We start from the raw sequence: 23,485 nt of genomic DNA on the forward strand, positions 1-23,485 counted from the left end.
CCCGGAGCGCCTATGGTACTGCCTTCATCGGTGGGAGAGTCGGTCGCCGCCAACCTTATCATCCATCCAGCCTCGCGGCGTTCCCCCTCACCGGGTGAATGCGCGAGGCTGAATGCGTTTATACCAGACCCTATACCGCTCACCTCCAGCGTACACCCGTCACCGCCGCCCGTTTACCTTGCTACCTCGGCTACCCATAGAGCCTGCTTAAAGCTGTCGGAGACTTAAGGCGCAAATCAGGGGTTGGTAGGATGCAGTTTGTTCATGATGCTTAGGTAAATAGCTATTGTTTGACTGCTGGACTGAATAATAGCAAAAGCCCTCATTGCTTGTTTGGCAATGAGGGCTTTTGCTATTATATCTATCTGGTTTCAAGTATATCCAGATAAACGCTGGTTCTTGGGTGTACTTCAGTTAAGGGATATTTGTCCAAGGTTTGTGCTTTGGTCGTTCAGTACTGCTACTCCCGATACTGTCTTGTTTTTGTAGGTAGGCTGGCCTGTTGGAGTAGAAGTAGTCGGGTACAATTCAACACGGTAGGTGCCTGAAGGCAGAGCGTACAGCTGAAACGCGCCAGACGCATCAGCTGTGGTACTAAAAGTATCAGGCACGGTGATGGACGAACGAATAGCCAGTACCTGCGGCAGGGACGCTGCCGGTACTACTGTCCCGCGCAAACTACCCTTAATGTCCTGGGCAACCACCCGGACTACGGGCTTGAGCAGATACCGCTCCTTTTTATCGTTATTGGAGTTCCAGTTGCCCCGCTCCACAATGGACTTGGCTACGTCGAAATCGAGGAGCAGCTGGTAAGTTTCTCGGTTGCGGAGCGTGGCTTTATCCAGCTTCAATTTTACCCCGGAGGTCTGACCGCTCGGTGTTTTTAAGTCATAGCGCTGACCGTCCCGGCCGATGACATAGCTGTCTGGGCCGAGCATCAAGCGAATTTCTTTCAAGTCTCCGGCGGCAAAGTCAGTATCTACTAGTAGTGCCGACCGGCCGTTAACGTATTCCATTACGTTGATAGCCTGAGCCTGAAAAGGAAGCGTCTGCCAGCCGTCGGGGTTGCCTTCATCCAGCGTGTGTACTTCGATCTGACGCACATCCAGCACCACTGACCGGAAGTCACCAGGGGCGTCCATCAGGCGCACCTCCAGATTGGCATTGCCAGCTGATTTATTATCGTTGCTACAGGCAGCCAGCCAAAGGGGGGCGGATAAGAGTGCGTAAGCTAGTGGGCGAAAAACAGTCATAGATCAGGTGGTTAAGAAAAAAAAGCAGCTGATACCTAAGTAGGGCATCAGCTGCTTAAGCGGAGCAAGAAACCGGCCAAGTGTGTCAACCTCAGCGCCGGTATCAGAATTCTACTGCCCGGTTCCGATACTATCGGCTTTGCCAGGAGCTTTGGGCTCCTCAGGTGCGGGAGAGGCGGGCTTTGGTACTTCGGTGGGTTTTGGTGCGGGCTTAGGCTTGCCAAAGATGAGGTTATTAAGGCCCTGTTTGGCTTTATCTTGGAGCTTGGCTTGGGCCTCTAAGCGTTTCTTTTCCAGCTCTTGCTGAGCCTTCAGGGTTAGTTCCTGCTGCTTACGCTGCAGTTCGCGCTGGAGGCTATCCTGGGCCACTTTGGCTTGTGCTTGGAGCTTGAGCTTGGCGTCATCAACTTTGGCCTGCACAATGTTCTGGACGAGGTCTTTGGCCTGGGCTTTCACGCTACCGGTAGTGAGCTTGACCACCGGGTTTTTCATGGTGCCCCCGATATTGAGGCCCAGCGTCACGCGGTCGGTGCCTTTGAGGTTTTGCACGCCGGTAAGCTGCGTGAGTTTGCTGTTGAGCTGGTTGCCGACCTGGCCTGTGGGCACGTTCAGGGCCGTCACGTACTCGAGGTTGCCATTCACGTTGCTGGAGCCGCCGACGGTCATCTTGATCTGACCCACGGTGAAGTCGAAGGGTTTTACGATGAAATTGCCGTTGAGAATTTCGGCGGCCACATCCTTATTCTCCACTACCAGTCGCTTCAGCTCCTGAAACTGGGTGAGGCTGCTGATCTGGTTGAGGGCAGTGGAGTTGCCTACGGCGGCCCGTACTACCTCAAACAGCCCCTTCCCGGTGAGGCTACTGTACACGGGCATCATATCGGGGCCCATTTCGCCACTTACGTTGAAGTTGGTGGAGAAAACGCCATCCACTTGCGAGGCTAGCGGCACCAGCGTCTTAATAGAGTTAAAGGCTTTGAAGGCGTTCTGAAAGTTGAGGTTTTTGATGTTGAGCCCGAAGTTGAATTTTGGGTGCGCCAGGTTCTTACTGCTGTAGCTGCCGTTGGTGGCAAATGCGCCGCCGAGGGTGTTGAAGGTGAGGTTGGAAAGAGTAGCCGTTTCGTCGCGGACCGTGACGATACCCTTCATGTTGTCCAGCTTCAGGTTATCGTACACTACTTGGCCCACGGTAGAATTCAGCGTCAGGTCCACGAACTTAGGAATCTGCAGGACGCCCTGGGCGGTAGCGGGAGCGGTGCCACCGGTAGCGGTGGTCTGGCCGCTCACTTCGTCCACCATCCACTCATTCACATTAAAACGGGAACTGTTCACGGTGAGGTTGCCGCGTAACGGCTGGCCGGGCGTGAACAAGTAGCCCATGTAGTTAGACAGCGTACCGGACGCCGCAATATCCGACGAGCCCACCGAGCCGGTCATGTTCTGAAGGGCAATCTGGTTGTTGTTGAAGGTGGCCGTAGCCTGCGTCACCTTCATGCCCTGGGGCAGGTCGGTGCTCTTATAGCTGACGTTGCGGGCATTCACGGTGCCCGAGGCCACCACCGTCTGGTAGCGGCCGGCTTCGATGTCGGCCATGTTGCCCTTAGCGGCCACGTTGCCGGTGAGGCGGCCCGCAACGGTCATACCCTGCAGCGGGAAGATGCGGGTGAGCTTGGTCAGGTCCACGGTGCCACGCACATCGGTATCGAAGGCCAGCTTATCCACGCCCTGGGTGGCCACGCGGCCTTCCAGCGGCTCGCCATCCAGCAGCATTCGGAACTGCGGAATGCTCACGCGGGTGTCGTTCAGCTGGCCGGTGGGGTTCGTGACGGTGCCATTGAGGGTCAGGTTTTCGATGGGCGCCGGAAACTGCTTGCTCTTGACGTAGCCGTTGGTCAGGTTCAGGCGGGCCTGCACCACGGGCATCTGGGTTTTGGAGTACACGCCTTTGGCCGTGGCATCCACGAACAGCTTACCGCGTAGTAACAAATCCTGCACGGGGTACACTTTCATCATCTCAGCCAAGTCCACGTTGGCCTTCACGCGGCCGTCCACCTTCATCGGCTCCAGCCCGTCGATGGCCACGTTGCCGTCGATGGGGTTGGTGCCCAGGTCGAGGTGAAACTGCTTCACGTTCACCTTCACGTTGTTGGTGAAGCCCGAGGGGTTATCCACCACCATATTCACGTTGATGTTGCGGGCCTGCTGAGGCAGCTGCGGATACTTGAAGCTGCCGTCCTTTACCTGCAGGTTCACGCCGTAACCGGGCATCTTCACGGCGTTCTGCACGCCCTTGAAATAGCCATCAAAAGCCACTTTGCCGCTGGCATTCAGGTCTTTGAACTGCGCGTTGTAGGCCCCGGGCACCAGACTCAGCAGGGTTTTAAAGTCGGTTTCGAGGGCCTTGAAGGTGAGGTCGTAGGTGATGTCGGTTTCATTAGGCAGACCGATGGTGCCCTGAAAAGTGGCCGGAAAGTCGTTCAGCTTCACCTTGTTGTCCTTAAAGGTGAAGAGCATCTTGTCTAGGTTCATGGCCAGCGTCACGTCGGCATTGAGGCGCTTGTTGGTCACGTACTCGGTGCCAGCGTACTGCATCGAGAAGCTCTCGGCGGTGGTCTGGCTGACCATGTCGAAGATGTTCTGCTCAAAGTCGCCGGAGCCCGAGTGGTTCACGCCGCGCAGCTGCATGCCGAAGGGAATGCTCAGGTCGTCGTAGCGCAGGCGGCCGTTATTGATCTGCCAGCCCTGAATGGCCAGGCTCACGGCCGTGGTATCCTGCCCCTTGGCCGCTGCCGCCGAGTCCGACACGTACACATCCCAGTTAGCCCGGCCACTTTTCAATACCTTAATATGCAGGTCGGGCTGTTCCAGGGTGATGTTCTTGATTTTGATCTGGCCGCCGCGCACCACGCTCATCAGATCCAGCCCCACCCGCACCTCGGGCAGATAAGCCAGTGTATCGCGCGAAAAAGAATCCTGACCAATGATGCGCAGCTGATTCAGGCGCAAAGCCAGGTTGGGGAAGGTGCTGAGCAGGGTTACGTCCACGTTGGCGGGGTCGTATTCTACCTTGGCCCGCACCCGCTGGGCCAGCTGCTGGTCGAAGGCGGCTTTAATCTTATCCTTAAACAGCACCGGGGCTAAGGCCAAGCCGGCTACCAGAAGAACCAGGAAAATCAGCAATCCGACAAAGAATTTGCGCATAGTGGTAGAAAGAAGGGAGGAGCAAAAAACCAGCGTAACGGCAAAAAAGTGTGGCAGTCAGCCGGGTAAGGCAGTTGGCAAAAGTAGAACGAAACCCATCGGTAGCCCGGCAATGAGAGCAAAAAAACGAGCCGGAAGTTGCTATAAACGCGTTAGGTACCGGGCTTGGTGCCGAAAATCAGGAAAGAAAACGCCACTTTAGACGCATAGCGGCGAGCCGGGGCGTACCAAAGACTACGGTTCGCGCGTTATTGCAGCAGCTTATGAGAGGTCTAAGTCAGGTTTATCATGTTCAGCGTCAGCAACTGCGCTTCCGGAAACGGGGGTTGCTGCTGGTTGCCTGCGTGACTGGTGTAACCAGCCTGCAGGCGCAGGACCTCTATTTCGCACAGCCTTACGCCAACCGCATGCAGCAGAATCCCGCCTACGCCGGCCTGCTCGACGATTACAGCGTGACGCTCAGTTACCGCAATCAGTTTCCCACGCTGGCCGGCACCTTCCAAACCAGCCAGCTCGCCGCCGACTACCGGTTTCGGGACCAGCGTAGTGCTGCCGGTTTGTTGGTGAACTACGACCGGACCGGTGGCGTAGGCTACACGCGTTTTCAGGCAGGAGGCGTGTATGCTTACCATATGCGGCTGAATGAACAGCTCAACCTGAGCGGCGGCGCCTCGGTTAACTACGGCCTGCAGCGCGTCAGTTATGGTAACCTCTTATTCGGGGACCAGCTTTCAGATGACGGGGTTGAGCGGGAATTTAGCCTGGAAGTAGCCGATTACCAGCCGGTACATTACGTGACTGCCTCAGTGGGCGGTCTGCTATACGGGGAGCGGTTTTGGGTAGGAGCCGCCGCCCATCACCTGAATCAGCCAAATCTGGCTTTCGTCACGCAGACCACACTGCCGTTGCGCCTCAACTTGCAGGGAGGCTATAAAGTGTACTTTGCTCAGACAACTGAAAAGCAACAGTATCGGGAAATCAGCCTGACGCCAATGGCCGGCTACACCCGTCAGGGCGGCACTCAACGGGCGGAGATCGGGTTGTACTTTACGACGACCCCCCTCACGCTTGGGGCTGTATACCGGGGCCTGCCACTACCCGGTGCAATGCAGCCGCAGCAGGTCCTGACGGCCATTGCCGGCGTGAGCGTAGGCAGCTTTCGGCTGGGGTATAGCTATGATATGAGCCTCAGTCGGTTCAGCAGCGAGTTGGGCGGGGCGCACGAGATTTCGCTGGCCCTGCGGGAGTTCGATTCGCTGGAAGCGGCTTGGCGCCGGCTAAAACGCCGGAATTACCCGACAATTCCTTGCCCAGCCTTCTAAAATTTTGTATTATTGCAGCTGACTTGCCTCGTCTAAACGCTTTTCTAACAGGTAGTTTCAACTTGATCATGAATTTTTCCAAGTACCTGCGCTTTGCTGTAGTGGGAGCCTGCGCCCTGGCCGCCTGTAAAGGTGGTCCGCCCACGGCTACCAAACCCGGTAAGTACAGCTCCACGACGGGCATTGAGTACAATACCGAGGAAGGTATGAAGGTGTCTGACTACCAAGGCATCCCGGATGGTCCCGGTCTGGTGTTTATCGAAGGTGGCCGCACCGTGCTGGGGTCCGCCGAAGAGGACATTGCCATGACCCACGACAACATGGAGCGCACTGTCACGCTGGCTTCCTTCTATATGGATGAAGCCGAGGTGGCCAACATCCACTGGCTGGAGTACCTGCACTATGTGCGCAAGGACTCGTCGGAGGAGTTCTACCAGTCGGCCCTGCCCGACACCACAGTGTGGGCCCGCGAGCTGTCGTTCAATGACCCGTACGTGGATTACTACCTGCGCTACCCTGGCTTCCGCTACTTCCCCGTGGTGGGCGTGAGCTGGTTGCAGGCTAATGACTATTGCACCTGGCGGACGGCTAAGGTGAATGAGCGGCTGGCCGGCGAAAGCGGCGGTGGCGAAGACAGCGGCAGCAGCGGCGGCGGCGGACTGTTCGGCAAGAAAAAGAAGAAAGGCGACAGCGGCGACGCGGCTGAAGGCACGTCGGAAGACGGTGGCGGCACCAAGATTGCCATCGAAAACGGTAACACCCTGCCCAACTACCGCCTGCCCACCGAGGCAGAATGGGAGTATGCGGCGCAGGCCCTCATTGGCACCCAGGAAACCGGCAACGAAAACCAGGAGAACAAGCGCATTTATCCGTGGGATGGTCGTCAGGTGCGGAATCCTTATGGCAAAGGCATGGGCCAATTTCTGGCCAACTTCAAGCGTGGCCGTGGTGACTACGCTGGTATTGCCGGTTCGCTCAACGACGGCGCCATGATTACGGAGTACATCTACAACTATCCACCGAACGATTACGGCCTGTACAACATGTCGGGCAACGTGAACGAGTGGGTGCAGGATATCTACCGTCCACTTTCGTACGAAGACGTAGAAGATCTGAACCCCTTCCGTCGGAACGGCTTCCTTGATCCCACCGAGAAATACGACAAAAAGGGCTACCAGTCGCTCATCGATGACCACGTACGCGTGTATAAAGGTGGTTCGTGGCGCGATGTAGCCTACTGGCTCTCGCCCGGTACGCGTCGTTTTATGGCGGAAGATTCGGCTACCGCTACTATCGGTTTCCGTTGCGCTATGATCAACGCCGGATCGAACAAATAAGCAGCCCGGATTTTTCGGATTCGTTCTGCATACAAACAGCCCACTCACTTGAGTGGGCTGCTTTTGTTGTATGGCTTCTGTTAAGAAAATCTGGTCCGATAAGCAACTTGGTGAGGCTGTCAGCCTAGTATCATTCCAAGCCGGCACAGCATGATGTTGGACGGAGGGCACACTCAGGACGAATCCGTGTAATCCGACGAATCCGGCTACATCCGTGCTTAGCGGTCGGCGGTAGCGATGGTGGCGATGCTGACTTCGCGGGCGCCGGCGGCGAGGAGCACAGCGCAGCAGGCTTCGAGGGTGGCGCCGGTAGTCAGCACATCATCGACCACCAGAACATGCTGCCCGCGCACAAGGTCCGGCTCGGCTACTTCGAAGACGGTTTCCACGTTTTCCCAGCGTTGCAGACGGTTTTTGCGGGTCTGCGACTTGGTATTAGCCACGCGGCGCAGCGCCTCGGCCTGCCAGGGGCAGCCCAGGCCGGTAGCCAAGCCCTTGGCGAAGCTGTCGGCCTGGTTGTAGCCGCGCTGGGCCAGCTTACGGGCGTGGAGCGGCACCGGTACAATGAGGTCGAAAGTGGCCTGCAAGCCGGCTTCTGCGAGTTCCTCGCCGTACCAGCGGCCCAAAATGCGGCCTACATCCTGCTGGCCCTGGTACTTGAGCTGGTGGAGCAGGTGCTGCACCCGGCCGTGCTTCTGGAAGCGCAGGTAGCTGAAGGCGTGCTGCACGGGCAGCTTGCCCCAGAAACGGCGGGCCAGCGGGTTCTGGTCGGGAAGGAGGTGGTGGTAGTCGGTGTAGGGCAGCTGAGCCCGGCAGCCGGTGCAGATGTGGTCTTCGCCCCGAGCCAGCGGGTCCTGACAGGCCAGGCACACGCGCGGGAAGATCAGGCCAACGAAATCAGAGAGGATAGTAGGTAACGGCATCGGTGGAAATCAGATAGCGGGCCAATAGCAGGCGCGACGCGGGCCACGGAAAACTTCTGCCTAATTTTAGGGTTTAAAGCCGACTTTCAAAAGCACCCGGCCGGGTGCTGTTCACGTCTTCACTACGCCCGTTTTATATGAGCCTCGTTTCCGAATTCAACGACTACCGCCAGCGCATGAACGAAAAGATTCTGGCGGCCGATAACAAGGTCATCAAGCGTTTCTTTAACCTCGATACCAACACCTACCAGGAAGGCGCGCTCGACGTGAAAACCAAGGAAATTGTGGGCCTGGCCTGCTCCATGGTGCTGCGTTGCGACGACTGCATCAAGTACCACCTGGGCAAGTGCTTCGAGGAGAAACTCACCGACGAGGAAGTATACGAGGTATTTGCCATTGCCAACCTCATTGGGGGGAGCATTGTGATTCCGCACTTCCGTCGGGCCGTGGAGTACTGGGAGGCATTGAAAGAAGAATCCGTGACGCCTGCCCCCGAGCACTCGCACGACGCGTAATGCTGGACCCGCAGGAAACCGAAGCCCAGTTTGAGCAGCGCTGGTGGGAGTTGATGAACGAGTTGCGCGCGCGCTTTGGCAAAAAGCCCGATATCAACGCGCTGCTGCTGCTCATTGGGGTGCAGGAGTTGGGCCAGGGCGCCGGGCCCTTCACCAAAGAGCAGAAGCAGGACCTGATGCATATTGCCACCTGCCGCCTGTTCAGCATCTCGGGCTACTACGAGCTGGAACGGGTGGACGAAGAGGGCTGGCCCCACTACCGCCTGCTGCAACAGCTGCCGTTCAGCAACCTGAAAGAGCAGGAACGGATGCTGAAATGGCATATTCTGGAATACTTCGACGAGCAGGAACAGCTGTAAGTGAACATCATCTCCTACAACCTCAACGGACTGCGCTCGGCCCTCAGCAAAGGCTTGGCCGACTGGGTGCAGCAAACCCGCCCCGACGTATTGTGCGTGCAGGAAATCAAGGCTGGCCGGGAGCCGCTCGACGTGTCGGCGCTGACGGCGCTGGGCTACCACGCCTACCTGCATCCGGCCCGGAAACCGGGCTACAGCGGTGTGGCCATTTTCAGCCTGCAGGAGCCCCTGGCCGTGGTGGAAGGATGCGGCCAGAGCTGCTACGACGACGAGGGCCGGGTGCTGCGCCTGGATTTCGAGCATTGTTCCGTGCTGAATACCTACATGCCCTCGGGCACCAGCGGGCCGGAGCGGCAGGCGTTCAAGGTGGAGTGGCTGCACTTCTTCCGGTGCTACGTGCGCGAGCTGCAAGCGGCCGGGGTGCCGCCGCTGGTCATTGCTGGCGACTTCAACTGCTGCCAGGCGGAAATTGACATTCGCAACGCCAAAACCAACCAGAACAGCCCCGGCTTCACCCCCGAGGAGCGGCAGTGGTTCCGGGATTTTCTGGCCGACGGCTTCACCGACTCGTTCCGCCACCACCACGGCCCCGTGCCCGACCGGTACTCGTGGTGGACGTACCGGGGCGGAGCCCGGGCCCGCAACGTGGGCTGGCGGCTGGATCATCTGCTGGTAGATAATGCGCTGGTGCCACACATTCGCCACGCCGATTTGCTGCACGACGCCGTACACTCCGACCACTGCCCGGCCCAGCTGGAGCTGCAGTTTTAGAGCACACCGAATACAGAACGCCGTACTCAGAAATAAGAACGCCATTCCGAGCCTTGCTCGGAATGGCGTTCTTATTTCTGGCTTCTGGGTCGGTTAACTGGCCAAGAGCATTTCGGCTACTTCGCGGCCAGAGGCCAGGGCGGCGTTGAGGGAAGGATAGGCGGCGTAGTCGCCGCAACGGTAGAGGTGGCCCTGGACTTTAAGCGACTGGCGGGCCGGCTGTCCGGCCGGGTACTCGGGCAGGGCGTAGGGCAGCTCGTAGGTGCGCAAGTGCTGCCACTGGGCCGCCTCGGGGCCGAACCAGTCCGTCAGCTCTTGGCGGAGGCGGGCCGTGAGGTCGGCTTCGGAGAGGCCATGCTCGCCGTGGGTGCTCACTGATACCAACCGCTGACCGGCTGGAGCGTAGGCTGAGGCCACATCTGAAGGAAACGCCACGTTGTGGGCCAGGGCCGTTGGGGAAGCGTTCAGGCGCAGCAGCTTATCGGGGCGGCCCTTGGCGGCGGGGGCCGCAAAGTAGGTGCAGGTGGTGCGACGCCAGGCCAAGGTGGGCGCGGTGTTGGCGGCCGGCAGCAGGCGGGCGGCGGCTTCGCCATCCACGGCCAGCACCACGGCGGCAGCATGTAGCGTTTCGCCGTTCCGGAGCCGGACGCTGGTACCTTCCAGCGCCGCCACGGGCGTGTTGAGCCGAATGGTCCCGGCGGGCAGGCGGGCGGCCAGCTGCTCGGGAATCTGCTGCATGCCCAGGGCCGGCACCACGGCCTCGCCTTCCACAAACTGCTTGAACACGAACTCAAAGAAATTGGCCGCCGTGCTCAGGCTGCGGTCCAAGAACACGCCCCCGAAAAAGGGCCGGAAGAAGTTCTGAATCATCTGCTCGCTCCAGCCATACTGGCGCAGGAAGCTGAGCGTGTCCTGCTCGTTGGTGGAGTTGCGGCTCAGCAGCTGCTGACTGGTGAAGCGCCGTACGTGCTGTACCATGCTCACGATGCGCAGCTTATCGGGCAAAGAACCAATGCGCGAGGTGAGGGCCGAAAAGGCGGCGACAGGCTGTTGCAGCGGATTTTGCAGGGTGGTTTCCTTGCCATCGGGAAGCCGGATGACGGCGCCGGAGCGGAAGGCTTTCAGGTGGAGCGCGCCGTAGTCGATGAGGCGTTCCACCTCGGGGTAGCGGGTGAGTAGCACCTGAAAACCCCGGTCGAGGCGGAAGCCTTCGGGCGTCACGTCGGTGCGTACGCGGCCGCCCACGGCGTCGGCGGCTTCCAGCACGAGCACGGGCCGGCCGGCGCGGTGCAGGTAGTTGGCACAGGCAAGGCCCGCCATGCCCGCGCCGATGATGATGATGGGAAGTTGAGGAGAATCAGCTGGAGTCATATCAAATCCAAACTGAAAAAGTCCTCCGAAGGTTGGCCCCAGCCGCTAAAACAGCGGCGTCCGTTTCTTCATCACCTTACGGGTTTTCATGGTCCAGTGCTCAGCCACGCCGGCGCGTTGGAGGCTCACGCGCCACACGCCCATCGGCTGGCCCAGCTGGTAGCCGGTGGCTTGGTCCTGGGGATACTGATTGCGGATGAGGGCGTAATCAGCGGCCGGAATATCCTGCCCTACCGTGCCGTGGCAGCGCAGACACATTTTATCCTGCAGCACCAAAGGGCGCTGATACGTAAATAGCTCGGTGCCGGGACGGGCCACGCGGCGGGTAGTGTCAGCGGGGTTTTGCTCGGCGGCCGTGAGGGTGGCCTGGTGAGTTGGGTTACGCGGGCGGGTCGAGGCCCGGCTTAGCGTGGCCTGCAGCACTTTCGCCAGCGAATCGGTAGCGGGCAGGGTTTCGGGGCGACAGTAGGGCAGGGCTGCTGCCACGCCGCCTTCCTGCAGCTTCTGGGCCAGCACTGTACGCAACTCTCGTTCGGCGGTGCGCGTGAGCGAGTCGCCGGCCCAGCGGGTGGCGCGCAGTAGGTCCTTGGGCATGATGCGCTTCACTTCCCAGTTGGCCGCCTCCACGGCCAGCTCCTTGGTGTTGCTGAGGTGCTGCACCTGATCGGGCCGACAGGCTGAAAGCAGGGGCAGAAGCAGGGCGAAACGGAGAAGGGGACGCATGAGCGGGAGGGATAACAGGTGGTGGAGTAATGACCAGTAGCGTAACAGCCAACAACGCATTTAATCCCACAAATATGCCCGTAAGGCGTCGTATTCCGGCTCCAGCAGCGTGCTTTGTTTGGGCCGGTGCATGAGGTCGGCCAGTTCGGCGGGGATGGGTACGGCACGGCCGGTGGCGGTTTCTACGGCTTCGGGAAATTTCACCGGGTGGGCGGTTTCGAGGAACAGACCGCGCTGCGCCGGGTGGTGACGCAGATAATCCTCCAGCGCAAAATAGGCCACGGCCCCGTGCGGGTCGAGCACGTAGCTGGTTTCCCGGAACACCCGGGCAATGGTGGCCGTGGTGTCGGCATCCGATACGGTGTAGCCGCTCAGTAGCTCGCGCAGCACCGGGTACTGGTGCCCGAACAGTTCCAGAATCCGGCCGAAATTGCTCGGGTCGCCCACATCCATGGCGTTGGAGAGGGTGGCCACGGCCGGTTGAGCAGCGTAGTGTCCCGATTGCAGATAGCGGGGCACGGCGTCGTTCTGGTTGCAGGCCGCCACAAAGTGGGCCACCGGCAGCCCCGAGGCGTAGGCCAGCAGCCCGGCGCACAGGTTGCCGAAGTTGCCGCTGGGCACGGCCATCACCGGCGGCTGCGCGTGGGGCCACTGGGCCAGCGCCGCCACATAGTACACCTGCTGGGGCAGCCAGCGAGCCACGTTGATGGAGTTGGCCGACGTGAGTTGCCGCCGCTGCCGTAGCTCATCGTCGCGGAAGGCCTGCTTCACCAGCCGCTGGCAGTCGTCGAAGTTGCCGCGCACCTCCAGGGCCCGGATGTTCTGGCCCAGGGCCGTGAGCTGCTGCTCCTGCACCGGACTTACCCGGCCCTGCGGGTACAGAATCACCACCTCCACGCCCGGCACGCCCAGAAATCCGCTGGCTACGGCCCCGCCGGTGTCGCCGGAAGTGGCCACCAGCACCGTGACGGGCCGGGTTTCATGGCGGGAAAAGTAGCCTAGGCAGCGGCTCATGAACCGCGCCCCCACATCCTTAAAGGCCAGCGTAGGCCCGTGAAACAGCTCCAGCGCACTCATGCGGTCCGTTACGGACACCACGGGCAGCGGGAAATCAACGGTTTCGGCGCAGATGCGGGCCAGCTCCGGCTCCGGAATAGACGTGCCCACGTAGGGCCGCAGCACCGTCAGGGCTATTTCGGCCGGCGTCAGGTGGGGTAGTTGGGCCAGGAATTCGGCCGGGAAGCGCGGAATGGTTTCGGGGAAGTAGAGGCCCCCGTCCGGGGCCTGCCCCGCCACGGTTGCCGTCCGAAAATCAACGGGCTCCGACTGGCGGTTGAGGCTGTAGTAGTGCATGGCAGTTGAGTGGTGAAGGCCGATGTAGAGACGCGACACTTCGCGTCTCCTCGTTGCTGAGGTTGTTTGGTTGATTGGTGCAGGACCGGGTGGTTCAACGTAGAGACGCGAAGGGTCGCGTCTCTACATCAGGCGGGCAGAATCTGGCAGCCCGTGGTGTTAATCGTCGTCTGATACACGTAATAATCCAGGCCCAACTGCTCGTAGGTAGTGCGCATGATGTCGGCCACGGCCCGGGCGGTGGCTTCGTGCTGGCTGAGCATGAACAGAGAGGGGCCGGAGCCGGAAATACCGCCGCCCAGCGCCCCGGCAGCGCGGCTGCCGTCCTTCACCTGCTGAAAACCCGGAATCAGAATGCTGCGCACGGGCTCGATAATCACGTCTTCCAGGGCCCGGCCGATGAGGGCGTAATCGTGCTTGAGCAGGCCGGCTACCAGCGCGCCCACGTTGCCCCACTGCCGGATGGCGTCGCGCAAAGGCACCTGCTGCTTGAGAATCTGACGGGCGTCGGAGGTCTTTACTTCAATCTGGGGATGTACCACCGTCACGAACAAAGGCGGGGCATCCAGCGGCACCACATCGGGCGCGGGCGTGGTGGCCCGGATGAGCGTAACGCCGCCATAAATGGCCGGGGCAATGTTGTCGGCGTGGCGCACGCCGGAGGCCACTTCCTCGCCGTACATGGCAAATTTCACCAGTTCGGCCTGCGTGAATCGGTTGCCCAGCAGATGGTCCAGCCCCACCACGGCCCCCGCCGCGCTGGCCGCGCTGCTCCCGATGCCGCTACCGGGCCGGATGTGCTTGCGGATGCGTACCTCCACGCCCGTTACCTCGGGCGCGGCCCGCAGCATGGCCAGCAGCGCCGCCCCCGCCACGTTGCGGGCGGGCTCAGTGGGCAGACCAAAGTCGTCCTCGTTCACAATGCGCACCCCCGGCTCGTCAGTCAGGCGCAGGTGCATTTCGTCGTTGGGCTCGTGCAGAGCAAACCCCAGCACGTCAAATCCGCACACCACGTTGGCCACGGTAGCCGGGGCGAGGAGGGAAACGGAATCAGTGGAAAGCGGCATGTTAGTGGGTAAGTATTAATGCAAGGAAATGGTGGGGTCAATGCGCGGCCCGTAGCACGTCGGCAAACACGCCGGAGGCGGTTACCTCGGCCCCGGCCCCGGCTCCTTTAATCACCAGCGGCTGCTCCACGTAACGGTTGGTGTAGAACAGCACGGCGTTGTCCTTGCCCTGCAAGGAGTACAAGTCATGGCCGGGAGCCACGCTTTGCAGGCCCACCCGGGCCCGGCCCTCCTCGAAGCTCGCCACGAAACGCAGCTTTTTCCCCTGGGCGGCAGCCGTGTCGTACAGGTTCCGGAAGTGCGGTTCGTGGGCCGCCAGTTGCTCGTAGAAGGCCGGGACGTCGCCCTCCAGGCAGGCGGCGGGCAGGAAGGAGTCGTTCTGCACGTCGGGCATTTCCAGCGGGTGGCCGGTTTCCCGGGCCAGAATCAGGATTTTGCGGGCCACGTCCACGCCCGTCAGATCGAGGCGGGGGTCGGGCTCGGTGTAGCCTTCCTGCTGGGCTTGCCGCACCACCTCGGCAAAGGGCCGGGTGCCGTCGTAGTTATTGAATACGAAATTGAGCGTGCCCGACAGCACTGCCTGCATCCGCTGCACCTCGTCGCCGCTGCGCAATAAGTCGTTCAAGGTGCCGATGATGGGCAGGCCCGCGCCCACGTTGGTTTCAAACAGAAACTGGGTATTAAACTCCTGGGCCAGGCTTTTGAGGCGGCCATACTGCGCGTATTCGGCCGAGGCCGCCACCTTGTTACAAGCTACCACCGCCACCGAGCGGGCCAGCAGGCCGGCGTACACCTGGGCCACGTCGGCGCTGGCCGTCACGTCCACGAACACCGTGTTGCGCAGGTTCAGGGCCAGTAGCTCGGTGGTGAGCTGAGTCAGGTCCAGGGCTGGGCCGGCAGCCAGGGCTGCTTCCCAGTCGGCCAGGTCGAGGCCTTCTTCCCTAAGCACAAACTGCCGGCTGTTGGCCAGGCCCACCACCCGCAGGTGCAGGCGCAGCTTCTCGCGCAGCCACGGCTGCTGCCGCTGCAGCTGCTCCAGCAGCTTGCGGCCTACGTTGCCCACGCCCGCCACCACCACGTTCACCTGCCGGGTGGTCGCCTCGAAGAAGGTTTCGTGCAGCACGTTGATGGCCTTGCGCACGTCCTGCTGCCGGATAACGGTAGAAATGTTCTTCTCCGACGAGCCCTGGGCAATGGCCCGGATGTTCACCCCGTTCTGGCCCAGTGCCCCGAACATGCGCCCGCTGATGCCGGGGTGGTTTTTCATCTGCTCGCCCACCAGCGCCACAATGGCCAATTCATCCTCCCGGTCCAGCGGATCAAGCAGGCCGTTGCTGATTTCGGCGGTAAACTCCTGGTCGGCGGCCTGCTGGGCGCGGTCGGCATCCGGGGTGCTCACGGCCACGCAGATGGAGTGCTCGGAGGAGCTTTGGGTGATGAGCACCACGTTCACCTGCTCGCGGGCCAGGGCCGCAAACAGCCGCCGCGAAAAGCCCGGTACGCCCACCATGCCGCTGCCTTCCAGCCGCAGCAGCGAAATAGGCCCGATGCTGGAAATACCCCGCACAAATTCCTGGTTGGCCGGCGGGGCCACTTCCACCAGCGTACCGGCATCCTCGGGGGCAAAGGTATTCTTGATCCAGAGAGGAATCCCCGACTTCATCACCGGCTGAATGGTGGGCGGGTAGAGCACCTTGGCCCCGAAGTGGGAGAGTTCCATGGCCTCCTGGTAGCTGATGCGCGGAATGGGACGGGCCGCCCGCACCAAGCGTGGGTCGGCCGTCATCATGCCGCTCACGTCGGTCCATATTTCTAGCTTAGACGCGCCCAAGGCCCCGGCGAAGATGGCCGCCGTGTAGTCGGAGCCGCCGCGGCCCAGGGTGGTGGTGCTGCCGTCGGGGGCGGCGGCCACGAAGCCGGGGGCCACGTACAGCGGCACCTCGCCCGTCACGGCCGCCTGAATGAGCGGGTTGGTGCGGGCAAAATCCACTACGGCGTGGCCGTAACGGGCATCGGTGCCGATAAGCTGGCGGCTGTCCAGCCACTGGTGAGCCGCGCCCCGGGCCGCCAGCCCTGCCGCCACCAGCCGCGACGACAGCAGTTCGCCGTAGCTCACCAGCCGGTCCAGGGTGCGCGCCGATAGCTCGCCCAAGGCAAAAATTCCGTCGCAGAGGCTCTCCAGCTCGTTGCAGTACGTTTTTACCAGACTCAGCACGGCGCTCTGGCCCGTTATCGGCAGCAGGCCGCGCACGGCTTCCAGGTGGCGCAGCTCCAACTCGTGCAATAGTGGGCGGTACGTGTCGTCGTGGGCAGCGGCGCGGCGGCCGGCCGTAATCAGCTGGTCAGTCACGCCGCCCAGGGCCGATACCACCACTACGGTGGGCTCCCGCCGGGCAGCGGCCTGGGCCAGGTCGAGGACGCGTTGCATGTTGTCGGCCGTGGCGACGGAGGAGCCGCCGAATTTCAGTACCTGCATAGTAGGTCGTTGCGTGATGGGCGTAAAAAAACCCGCTTCCGGCCCGGTGCCTCCCGGGAGGGAGGCTTACCGGCGAAGCGGGCGGCGAATCAGAAGGGGTGAGAGTTCCGCAGCCCGCTCTAGCAGGTTGTGGTAATAGTGGTGCCGGTACCCATCAAAGCGACGGGCAAAGCGGAGTAAAAAGCAGGAGCAGCACCGGGCCGGACCATATGCCTGAGGAGGTTAACGTTAGCCAAAGTAGGAATTATTTGGAACGGCCAACGTGCCGGGAAAGAATTATCTACGATTTCTACCGGGTGATACGAACATCAGAACGAGGGTAGAGATGCGAAACTTCGCGTCTCGTCGTCTGCGCCGTCTTACCGATTGTCGTTCAACGAGGAGACGCGAAGTGTCGCGTCTCTACACCCGTGCGGGCAGTTACCGCCATGTCGTCACCGTCAGCTGCTTCCGGCTTATTTGCCAACGACTTCGTTTCCGTACCTTTGCAGTCCCAATACATTTTCTGAAGGCAAGATGCTAGATAAACTGGAGGCCATCCAACGGCGCTTTGAGGACGTGAGCGAGCTGCTCACCCAGCCCGACGCTATGAGCGACATGAAACGCTTCAAGGCCCTCAATAAGGAATACAAGGACCTCGGCAAAATCGTGACCGAGTATAAGGCCTACCAGAGCGTGCTGGCCAACATCGACGGGGCCAAGGAGGTGATTTCGACCGAGAAGGACGAGGATTTCCGCCAGATGGCCAAGGATGAGCTGGAACTGCTCTACCCCGAGCAGGAGCGCCTGGAAGTGTACATCAAGGAGCTGCTCATCCCCAAGGACCCGAATGATAGCAAGGACGTTATAATGGAAATCCGGGCCGGGGCGGGCGGCGACGAGGCGGCCATCTTTGCCGGCGACCTGCAGCGCATGTACATGCGCTACGCCGAGAAGAACAACCTGCGCATGGACCTCATTGATGCCACCGAAGGCACTTCGGGCGGCTACAAAGAGATTATTCTGGCCGTGAAGGGTGAGGACGTGTATGGCAAGCTCAAGTTCGAGTCGGGCGTGCACCGCGTGCAGCGGGTGCCGGCCACCGAAACCCAGGGCCGCATTCATACCTCCGTGGCGTCCATCGTGGTGATGCCCGAGGCCGAGGAACTGGACGTGCAGATTGATATGAACGACGTGCGCAAGGACCTGTTCATGTCGTCGGGCCCGGGCGGGCAGTCGGTAAATACCACCTACTCGGCCGTGCGCCTCACCCACTTGCCCACCGGCCTGGTGGCCCAGTGCCAGGATCAGAAGTCGCAGCTCAAGAACTTCGACAAGGCACTGCAGGTACTTCGCTCGCGCATCTACGAAATTGAGCTGGCCAAGAAGAATGAGGCCGAAGGTGCCCAGCGCAAGAGCATGATTGGGGGCGGCGACCGGTCGGATAAAATCCGCACCTACAACTACCCCCAGGGCCGCGTAACCGACCACCGCATCGGCTTCACGGTGTATAACCTGGCCTCGGTAATGGACGGCAACATCGACGAGTTCGTGGAGCAGCTGCGCCTGGCCGAAAGCGCCGAGCGTCTGCAGGAAGGCGTAGGATAATAAACCCGCTGGCCCATCAGTTTGTCATCCTGAGCGGAGCGAAGGACCTTATCACGTTTGAGGAGTTAGTCTCCTGAGCGCACTCGTAACAACGTGATAAGGTCCTTCGCTCCGCTCAGGATGACCGTTTTATAGAGTATCCAATCACCAACAACCCGTTATGCGTTTCCTCCTTCCGCTGCTGCTCGTTCTCTCGGCCCTGGTCACGGTGCTGCTGCCCGGCTGTGAGCCCAAGGAGGATATTGTGACGACGGACAGCAGCGCCCGACTGGAGTTTGCGCTGGATACGGTAAAGTTTGACACCGTTTTTGTGTCGGTAGGCACCGTGAGCAAGCGGCTGTGGGTATACAACCGCAACGCCCGCGCCGTGCGGGTGGCGGAAATCAGCCTGCAGAACCGCCCCGGTATTACGTACAGTCTGCTGGTAAACGGAGAGGTTACCCTGGCGGCCCGCGACGTGGAAATCAGGGGCAAGGACAGCCTGCTGGTGCTGGTGCGCGCCACCATCGATCCGACCCCGAACGACCTCAAGCCGTTTCTGGTGGTGGATGACCTGAAGTTCCGCACCAACGGCAACGAGCAGGTGGTGAAAGTGCTCAGCTACGGCCAGAACGCCTACTTCCACAATCAGGAAGAAATCCGCCGCAACACCGTCTGGAAAGCCGACAAGCCCCACGTTATCTTCGATTACGCCTTCGTGGATTCGCTCGTGACCCTTACCATTGAGCCGGGCGCGCGCATTTACAGCCACGCCGGCGCAGCGTTGCTGGTGGGCGGTACTTTGCGCTGCAACGCCGACTTCCGGCCTACCGGCGAGCTGAAACCCACGGACCGCAACTTCGTGCGTTTCCAGGCCGACCGGCGGGAGGAGTTCTACCAGGAAATTCCGGGCCAGTGGGCGGGCATCTGGTTTCTCTCCAGCAGCCGCGACAACGTGGTGCGCTTCACCGAAATCAAGAACAGCGCCTTTGGTCTGCTGGTGCTCAACCCCAAAGCCCTGCGGCCCTTCCCTGCCGTGACGGTGGAAAACTCGGTAATCCAGAACATCAGCAGCGCCAAGCAGCAGTTCACCAACGCCGGCGTGAGCGTAGGGCTGGACGGGGCTGCTTTGCTGGCCTTGTCGGGCAATTTTGTGGCTCGTAACGTGCTCATGGCTAATTGTGAGCAGTCGGCCGTAACCGGGTTTCTGGGTAGCAGCGTGCAGCTGGATTACTGCACCATTGCCAATTACACCACGCAGGCCAACCGCCAGACGCCCTCGGTGTTGCTGGCGGCAGCATTGAGAATCAATGGGCAGTTGCAAACCGCCGCGCCACGCCTCACGGTACGCAACTCCATTGTGTGGGGCTCAATGCGGGAAGGCGAGGAGTTGGAGTTTGTGGACGGGGAGCAGTACGCGGCCAATATCAGCATCAGCAACAGCGTGCTGAAAACCAAGAAGTACGATAACACCGGCGTGCTGGGCCAGCGCAAAAGCGGTAACATCCTCAATCCTGTCGAGGGCCCAACTTACCTGTTCAAAAGCACCCCGTTCCGCTTCCGGGGCAAAACGCTGGATTACCAGCTCGATACGCTGTCGGTGGCCGGCAACAAGGCCGTGCCCCTGCCCGGCCTCAGCACCGACTTGCTCAACCGCCTCCGCAACCCCACCACCCCCGATATCGGAGCATACGAGCGGGTAAATCCGTAGGGGAGTAGTGAGTAGAAAGTACGGAGTAATAAGAGGTGCATTCTGCTGAGTTTTTCTTTAGTTGTCGGGGGAATGTCTCACTACTCCATACTTACTACGCACTACTAAATTACCCCATGCACTTCTTCCAGAAACGCCTGCGGCTGCCGGCGGTGAGCCGGGGCTTTCATTTGATTACTGATTTGCTGGTGGCCGAGCTGCCCGAGTTGGAACAGATTCAGATGGGAACGGCGCAGTTTTTCATTCAGCACACTTCCGCCAGCCTGAGCCTCAACGAAAACGCCGACCCCACCGTGCGGCACGATTTCGAGCAGTTCTTCAACCGCTTGGCCCCGGAAAACGCCCCCTACTTCCGCCACACCCTGGAAGGCCCCGATGATATGCCGGCCCACCTCAAAGCCAGCCTGCTCGGTCACGCCGTGAGTGTCCCCATCACGCGCGGCGAACTGGCCCTGGGTACCTGGCAGGGTATTTATCTGGGGGAGCACCGCAACCACGGCGGCCGCCGCTGGGTGCTGGCTACCCTCATGGGGCAATAGGGGTAATTCATCGGGCAACTGACACCAGCTGAGCGGAATATCTGCTCCGAATCAGGCCGACGGCGCGAGTAGTGCGTATAAAGTCGAAAAAACGCATGCTGGTCGCCCTGTTTCTCTCATCTGCAAAAGCCGCTTCGGCCGCGTCGTTGTACGCGGCGGTGCTGCTTGGTGCCGGCGCGGGAGATTCGGATGGGGAGAAGCAGCCGGTTCGTAAAGCCTCGGGTTCCGCTGCCCGTTCCGTTCGGCCGGCGGCCCAGCTACCGGTTCCCACCCGTCTCGTGCGCGTCACTAACGACTCACTGGCCGGTCAACCCTTTGGGCCGGAGCCGACGGTGCAGGAATTGCTGCAGAATGGCGGGATAATCGTGTCGCGCAAACCCTACCGCAACCTCTACGAAGCCGGACAGGTGGATACGATTCTGCTGGTGCGCCACCAGGGTAACGTGTTTGAGTTTTATCGGGCTCCGGAGAAGGATCTGCTCCGCGACGCCGTCGTGACCAACTTTGCGCCGGCTTACGGCCGCCGCCTGCGTACGCGCCTGGCCACGGCCCACCGCCCCGCCCCCGGCAGTACTGACAAAGTCCGCATCGGCGACTCGGAGCGCACCAATTACGTTTCGGTAGTGTACCAGAGCGGCCGCCTCAGCACGGTTCACGTGGAGCCGTACGTGGATTAGCAGAGGCCCAAAAAACGGGCGGGCCGTTCGAACTACTTGGTTCGAACGGCCCGCCCGTTTCAATTTGTTGGCTTACACTCAGCGGCGAATACTACTGTACTTTGGCTTGCACCGCGTACCGCACCGAGTCGAACAGAATGAGCTTCTGCACGCCCGTTACGCGGTAAATAGCCAACTGACCCTGGCGGTAGCTCATTTCCAGGGTTTTGGCGGAGTACACCAGCGGATTATCCTGGGCCACGTTGGCGGTAATGGTCTGGACCTTGGTGCCCTGGCTGACTACTGTGAGTTGCTCTACCGGATGGTCGGTGCCGGGCAGGCGGCGGTAGGTGCGCCGCACGGCCCCGGAGGTCAGGGTGGCAGAGTCAACGGCGTAAAGGCCGCGCAGGGCCGGCTTGTTAATATCGGCCTGCTGAAAAATCTGCAACTCCTTCTCCCAGTCGGTTTTCGGAACGCGGGTGATTTCCTGATTGCCGTCGCGCAGCAGCACCTGCTTTTCCACGGAGGGTTGGCGGCGGTTCAGCAGTGTACTTTGCTCGTTCAGTAACGCCAGCAGATTAAAGTACGCCGGCTTCTGGTTGGCAGGGTTGGGGCGCACCCTAGCGGTGTCGCCGGGGCCACACGCCGCCAGGGCCAGCAACCCCGCCACCAACACCCGGGTTGACTTATGCATTCGGGGTTGCTTCGGGCTGCAGCAGGCTCTGGCCACCCATTACCTCCGGTTGGGGCAGGCCCATCAGCTGCAATATGGTGGGTGCTATGTCGCCCAGCTTACCGTCGGCCACGGTGCCGTGGTAGTCGTTGCTGGCAATGATGCAGGGCACCAGGTTGGTGGTATGGGCCGTGTTAGGCGTGCCATCAGGGTTAATCATCATGTCGGCGTTGCCGTGGTCGGCAATGATGATACAGGTGTAATCGGCGGCCAGGGCCGTTTCCACTACCGCTTTGGCGCACTCATCCACCGCTTCGGCGGCGCGTACGGCGGCTTCAAACACGCCGGTATGGCCCACCATATCGGTATTGGCGAAGTTCAGCACTACAAAGTCGGCCGATTTGGCCTGGAGCTCCGGTACCAGCGCGTCGCGCAGCTCGTAGGCGCTCATTTCGGGCTGCAGGTCGTAGGTGGCTACTTTGGGTGAGTTGCGCATAATGCGCTTCTCGCCCTCAAACTCCACCTCCCGGCCGCCCGAGAAGAAGAACGTCACGTGCGGATACTTTTCCGTTTCGGCAATCCGGAGCTGGGTTTTGCCGTGGGCCTGCAATACTTCTCCCAACGTCTGCTCCAGGTTATCCTTCTCGAAGATGGGCGTGACGCCAGTAAAGGTGGCGTCGTAGTTCGTCATCGTGAGGTAGTGCAGGTTCAGGCGGTGCATCTGGAAGGCGTGGAAATCCTGCTGCGTGAGCGCCTGCGTGATTTCCCGACCCCGGTCGGTGCGGAAGTTAAAGCAAATCACCACGTCGCCTTCCTGAATGGTGGCTAGCGGCTGCCCATCGGCCCCTACTTTCACCAGCGGCTTCAGGAATTCGTCCGTCACGCCCTCCTTGTAGGAGTCCAGCATGCTCTGGATGAGGTTCTGAGAAGGAGCGCCCTTGCCGTTTACCAGCAGGTCGTAGGCCAGCTTCACCCGTTCCCAGCGGTTGTCGCGGTCCATGGCGTAGTAGCGGCCCACCAGCGAGGCAATTTTGCCGCTGGCCCCGCGCTGCAGGTGCTGCTCCAGGTCGTTCACGTAGCTCACGCCGCCTTTGGGGTCGGTGTCGCGGCCATCGGTGAAGGCGTGAATGAACACGTTATGCACATCTTGGTCGTGGGCAATGGTGCACAGAGCCTTCAGGTGCTCCAGGTGGGAATGCACGCCGCCGTCGGACAGCAGGCCCATCAGGTGAACCGGTTTATTGTTGAGGCGGGCGTATTCGAAGGCTTTCATTAGGGCGGGCACGGTGCCCAGCTTCCGCTCCCGGATGGCTTTGTTGATGCGCACCAGATCCTGGTACACCACGCGGCCGGCCCCAATGTTCATGTGGCCGACTTCCGAATTGCCCATCTGCCCGTCGGGCAAGCCCACGGCTTCGCCGGAGGCCTGGAGCTTGCTGTGGGGAAAGCGCTGAAACAGGGAATCAACGAATGGCGTACGCGCCTGATCAATGGCTGATACCTCTTTGTTCTGCGCCAGTCCCCAGCCGTCCAGAATTACCAACAATACCTGTTTGTTCATGGCAGCAAAGATAGGCCAGATGGGCCGAAACGCCCACGTTTTCCCTAACTTGGCAGCAGAGAAGTACGAGCACGGGAAAGAACCAGCTGCCAGTGCCACCTTGGCATA

The 23,485-nt window shown here is 60.7% G+C and carries 19 protein-coding genes; 9 read left to right on the top strand and 10 right to left on the bottom strand.

All coding sequences use genetic code 11. The annotated features are described in order from the left end of the window. Positions 1 to 410: 410 nt before the first annotated feature. Positions 411 to 1,253, bottom strand: coding sequence for a DUF4382 domain-containing protein (locus tag EI293_RS12295; RefSeq protein WP_125438089.1), 843 nt, complete (start codon positions 1,251 to 1,253; stop codon positions 411 to 413). Between the two features lie 111 nt (positions 1,254 to 1,364). Beyond that, positions 1,365 to 4,454: an AsmA family protein gene (locus EI293_RS12300; protein ID WP_125438092.1), complete on the bottom strand. Its 3,090-nt coding sequence runs from the start codon at positions 4,452 to 4,454 to the stop codon at positions 1,365 to 1,367. A gap of 263 nt (positions 4,455 to 4,717) precedes the next feature. On the opposite strand from EI293_RS12300, the gene EI293_RS12305 reads away from it, so the two are divergent. Then, entirely contained in the window at positions 4,718 to 5,776 is a 1,059-nt protein-coding gene (locus tag EI293_RS12305) for a PorP/SprF family type IX secretion system membrane protein (protein WP_125438095.1), read from the top strand. 68 nt (positions 5,777 to 5,844) lie between these two features. Beyond that, positions 5,845 to 7,113, top strand: coding sequence for an SUMF1/EgtB/PvdO family nonheme iron enzyme (locus EI293_RS12310; protein ID WP_211339580.1), 1,269 nt, complete (start codon positions 5,845 to 5,847; stop codon positions 7,111 to 7,113). Between the two features lie 218 nt (positions 7,114 to 7,331). Here EI293_RS12310 and EI293_RS12315 read toward each other — a convergent pair whose 3' ends face one another. Further along, positions 7,332 to 8,036 carry a ComF family protein gene (locus EI293_RS12315; protein WP_125438098.1) on the bottom strand — a complete coding sequence of 235 codons (705 nt, stop codon included), beginning with the start codon at positions 8,034 to 8,036 and terminating at the stop codon, positions 7,332 to 7,334. Positions 8,037 to 8,173: 137 nt separating this feature from the next. Between EI293_RS12315 and EI293_RS12320 the strand changes: the two genes are divergently transcribed. From EI293_RS12320 to EI293_RS12330, 3 genes are read left to right on the top strand one after another with little or no spacing between them, the layout of a single operon-like run. Then, a complete protein-coding gene (locus EI293_RS12320; RefSeq protein ID WP_125438101.1) occupies positions 8,174 to 8,551 on the top strand; it encodes a carboxymuconolactone decarboxylase family protein in 378 nt (125 codons plus the stop codon). After that, positions 8,551 to 8,910, top strand: a complete 360-nt coding sequence (locus EI293_RS12325) for a hypothetical protein (protein WP_125438104.1) — start codon at positions 8,551 to 8,553, stop codon at positions 8,908 to 8,910. The genes EI293_RS12320 and EI293_RS12325 overlap by 1 nt, the downstream gene beginning before the upstream one ends. Then, the gene (locus tag EI293_RS12330; RefSeq protein WP_125438106.1) at positions 8,911 to 9,681 is read left to right on the top strand and encodes an exodeoxyribonuclease III; all 771 of its coding nucleotides are present in this window, start codon (positions 8,911 to 8,913) and stop codon (positions 9,679 to 9,681) included. A gap of 93 nt (positions 9,682 to 9,774) precedes the next feature. Here the strand turns inward: EI293_RS12330 and EI293_RS12335 are convergent, their stop codons facing one another. The 5 genes from EI293_RS12335 to thrA all read right to left on the bottom strand — a co-directional run bounded on the left by EI293_RS12335 (position 9,775) and on the right by thrA (position 16,671). Then, entirely contained in the window at positions 9,775 to 11,052 is a 1,278-nt protein-coding gene (locus tag EI293_RS12335; protein WP_125438109.1) for a protoporphyrinogen/coproporphyrinogen oxidase, read from the bottom strand. A 45-nt stretch (positions 11,053 to 11,097) separates the two neighbouring features. Further along, the gene (locus EI293_RS12340) at positions 11,098 to 11,775 is read right to left on the bottom strand and encodes a Tll0287-like domain-containing protein (protein ID WP_170170361.1); all 678 of its coding nucleotides are present in this window, start codon (positions 11,773 to 11,775) and stop codon (positions 11,098 to 11,100) included. 60 nt (positions 11,776 to 11,835) lie between these two features. Beyond that, positions 11,836 to 13,128 (bottom strand): threonine synthase, encoded by a 1,293-nt coding sequence (gene thrC / locus EI293_RS12345; protein ID WP_125438115.1) that lies wholly within the window; start codon positions 13,126 to 13,128, stop codon positions 11,836 to 11,838. A gap of 128 nt (positions 13,129 to 13,256) precedes the next feature. Next, positions 13,257 to 14,195, bottom strand: a complete 939-nt coding sequence (locus EI293_RS12350; RefSeq protein WP_125438118.1) for a homoserine kinase — start codon at positions 14,193 to 14,195, stop codon at positions 13,257 to 13,259. Between the two features lie 37 nt (positions 14,196 to 14,232). Then, positions 14,233 to 16,671 (bottom strand): bifunctional aspartate kinase/homoserine dehydrogenase I, encoded by a 2,439-nt coding sequence (gene thrA, locus EI293_RS12355; protein ID WP_125438121.1) that lies wholly within the window; start codon positions 16,669 to 16,671, stop codon positions 14,233 to 14,235. 516 nt (positions 16,672 to 17,187) lie between these two features. On the opposite strand from thrA, the gene prfA reads away from it, so the two are divergent. The 4 genes from prfA (at position 17,188) to EI293_RS12375 (ending at position 21,164) form a co-directional block, all read left to right on the top strand. Continuing rightward, the gene (gene prfA / locus EI293_RS12360; RefSeq protein ID WP_125438124.1) at positions 17,188 to 18,258 is read left to right on the top strand and encodes a peptide chain release factor 1; all 1,071 of its coding nucleotides are present in this window, start codon (positions 17,188 to 17,190) and stop codon (positions 18,256 to 18,258) included. 160 nt (positions 18,259 to 18,418) lie between these two features. Next, positions 18,419 to 19,948: a hypothetical protein gene (locus EI293_RS12365; protein WP_125438127.1), complete on the top strand. Its 1,530-nt coding sequence runs from the start codon at positions 18,419 to 18,421 to the stop codon at positions 19,946 to 19,948. Positions 19,949 to 20,064: 116 nt separating this feature from the next. Next, positions 20,065 to 20,487, top strand: a complete 423-nt coding sequence (locus tag EI293_RS12370; protein WP_125438130.1) for a secondary thiamine-phosphate synthase enzyme YjbQ — start codon at positions 20,065 to 20,067, stop codon at positions 20,485 to 20,487. 95 nt (positions 20,488 to 20,582) lie between these two features. Continuing rightward, the gene (locus EI293_RS12375; protein WP_125438132.1) at positions 20,583 to 21,164 is read left to right on the top strand and encodes a hypothetical protein; all 582 of its coding nucleotides are present in this window, start codon (positions 20,583 to 20,585) and stop codon (positions 21,162 to 21,164) included. 91 nt (positions 21,165 to 21,255) lie between these two features. Here EI293_RS12375 and EI293_RS12380 read toward each other — a convergent pair whose 3' ends face one another. Continuing rightward, positions 21,256 to 21,837 carry a hypothetical protein gene (locus EI293_RS12380; protein WP_125438135.1) on the bottom strand — a complete coding sequence of 194 codons (582 nt, stop codon included), beginning with the start codon at positions 21,835 to 21,837 and terminating at the stop codon, positions 21,256 to 21,258. After that, the gene (gpmI, locus tag EI293_RS12385; protein WP_125438138.1) at positions 21,830 to 23,377 is read right to left on the bottom strand and encodes a 2,3-bisphosphoglycerate-independent phosphoglycerate mutase; all 1,548 of its coding nucleotides are present in this window, start codon (positions 23,375 to 23,377) and stop codon (positions 21,830 to 21,832) included. Before gpmI ends, EI293_RS12380 begins: the two co-directional genes overlap by 8 nt. Positions 23,378 to 23,485 lie beyond the last annotated feature (108 nt).

The organism is Hymenobacter perfusus, assembly GCF_003944765.1.
GTDB classification, from domain to species: domain Bacteria; phylum Bacteroidota; class Bacteroidia; order Cytophagales; family Hymenobacteraceae; genus Hymenobacter; species Hymenobacter perfusus.

Bases quoted from the DNA above. Each gene is read 5' to 3' on its own strand.
- EI293_RS12295 (WP_125438089.1), bottom strand. From the start codon at position 1,253: ATGACTGTTTTTCGCCCACTAGCTTACGCACTCTTATCCGCCCCCCTT.
- EI293_RS12300 (WP_125438092.1), bottom strand. From the start codon at position 4,454: ATGCGCAAATTCTTTGTCGGATTGCTGATTTTCCTGGTTCTTCTGGTA.
- EI293_RS12305 (WP_125438095.1), top strand. From the start codon at position 4,718: ATGAGAGGTCTAAGTCAGGTTTATCATGTTCAGCGTCAGCAACTGCGC.
- EI293_RS12310 (WP_211339580.1), top strand. From the start codon at position 5,845: ATGAATTTTTCCAAGTACCTGCGCTTTGCTGTAGTGGGAGCCTGCGCC.
- EI293_RS12315 (WP_125438098.1), bottom strand. From the start codon at position 8,036: ATGCCGTTACCTACTATCCTCTCTGATTTCGTTGGCCTGATCTTCCCG.
- EI293_RS12320 (WP_125438101.1), top strand. From the start codon at position 8,174: ATGAGCCTCGTTTCCGAATTCAACGACTACCGCCAGCGCATGAACGAA.
- EI293_RS12325 (WP_125438104.1), top strand. From the start codon at position 8,551: ATGCTGGACCCGCAGGAAACCGAAGCCCAGTTTGAGCAGCGCTGGTGG.
- EI293_RS12335 (WP_125438109.1), bottom strand. From the start codon at position 11,052: ATGACTCCAGCTGATTCTCCTCAACTTCCCATCATCATCATCGGCGCG.
- EI293_RS12340 (WP_170170361.1), bottom strand. From the start codon at position 11,775: ATGCGTCCCCTTCTCCGTTTCGCCCTGCTTCTGCCCCTGCTTTCAGCC.
- thrC (WP_125438115.1), bottom strand. From the start codon at position 13,128: ATGCACTACTACAGCCTCAACCGCCAGTCGGAGCCCGTTGATTTTCGG.
- EI293_RS12350 (WP_125438118.1), bottom strand. From the start codon at position 14,195: ATGCCGCTTTCCACTGATTCCGTTTCCCTCCTCGCCCCGGCTACCGTG.
- thrA (WP_125438121.1), bottom strand. From the start codon at position 16,671: ATGCAGGTACTGAAATTCGGCGGCTCCTCCGTCGCCACGGCCGACAAC.
- prfA (WP_125438124.1), top strand. From the start codon at position 17,188: ATGCTAGATAAACTGGAGGCCATCCAACGGCGCTTTGAGGACGTGAGC.
- EI293_RS12365 (WP_125438127.1), top strand. From the start codon at position 18,419: ATGCGTTTCCTCCTTCCGCTGCTGCTCGTTCTCTCGGCCCTGGTCACG.
- EI293_RS12370 (WP_125438130.1), top strand. From the start codon at position 20,065: ATGCACTTCTTCCAGAAACGCCTGCGGCTGCCGGCGGTGAGCCGGGGC.
- EI293_RS12375 (WP_125438132.1), top strand. From the start codon at position 20,583: ATGCTGGTCGCCCTGTTTCTCTCATCTGCAAAAGCCGCTTCGGCCGCG.
- EI293_RS12380 (WP_125438135.1), bottom strand. From the start codon at position 21,837: ATGCATAAGTCAACCCGGGTGTTGGTGGCGGGGTTGCTGGCCCTGGCG.
- gpmI (WP_125438138.1), bottom strand. From the start codon at position 23,377: ATGAACAAACAGGTATTGTTGGTAATTCTGGACGGCTGGGGACTGGCG.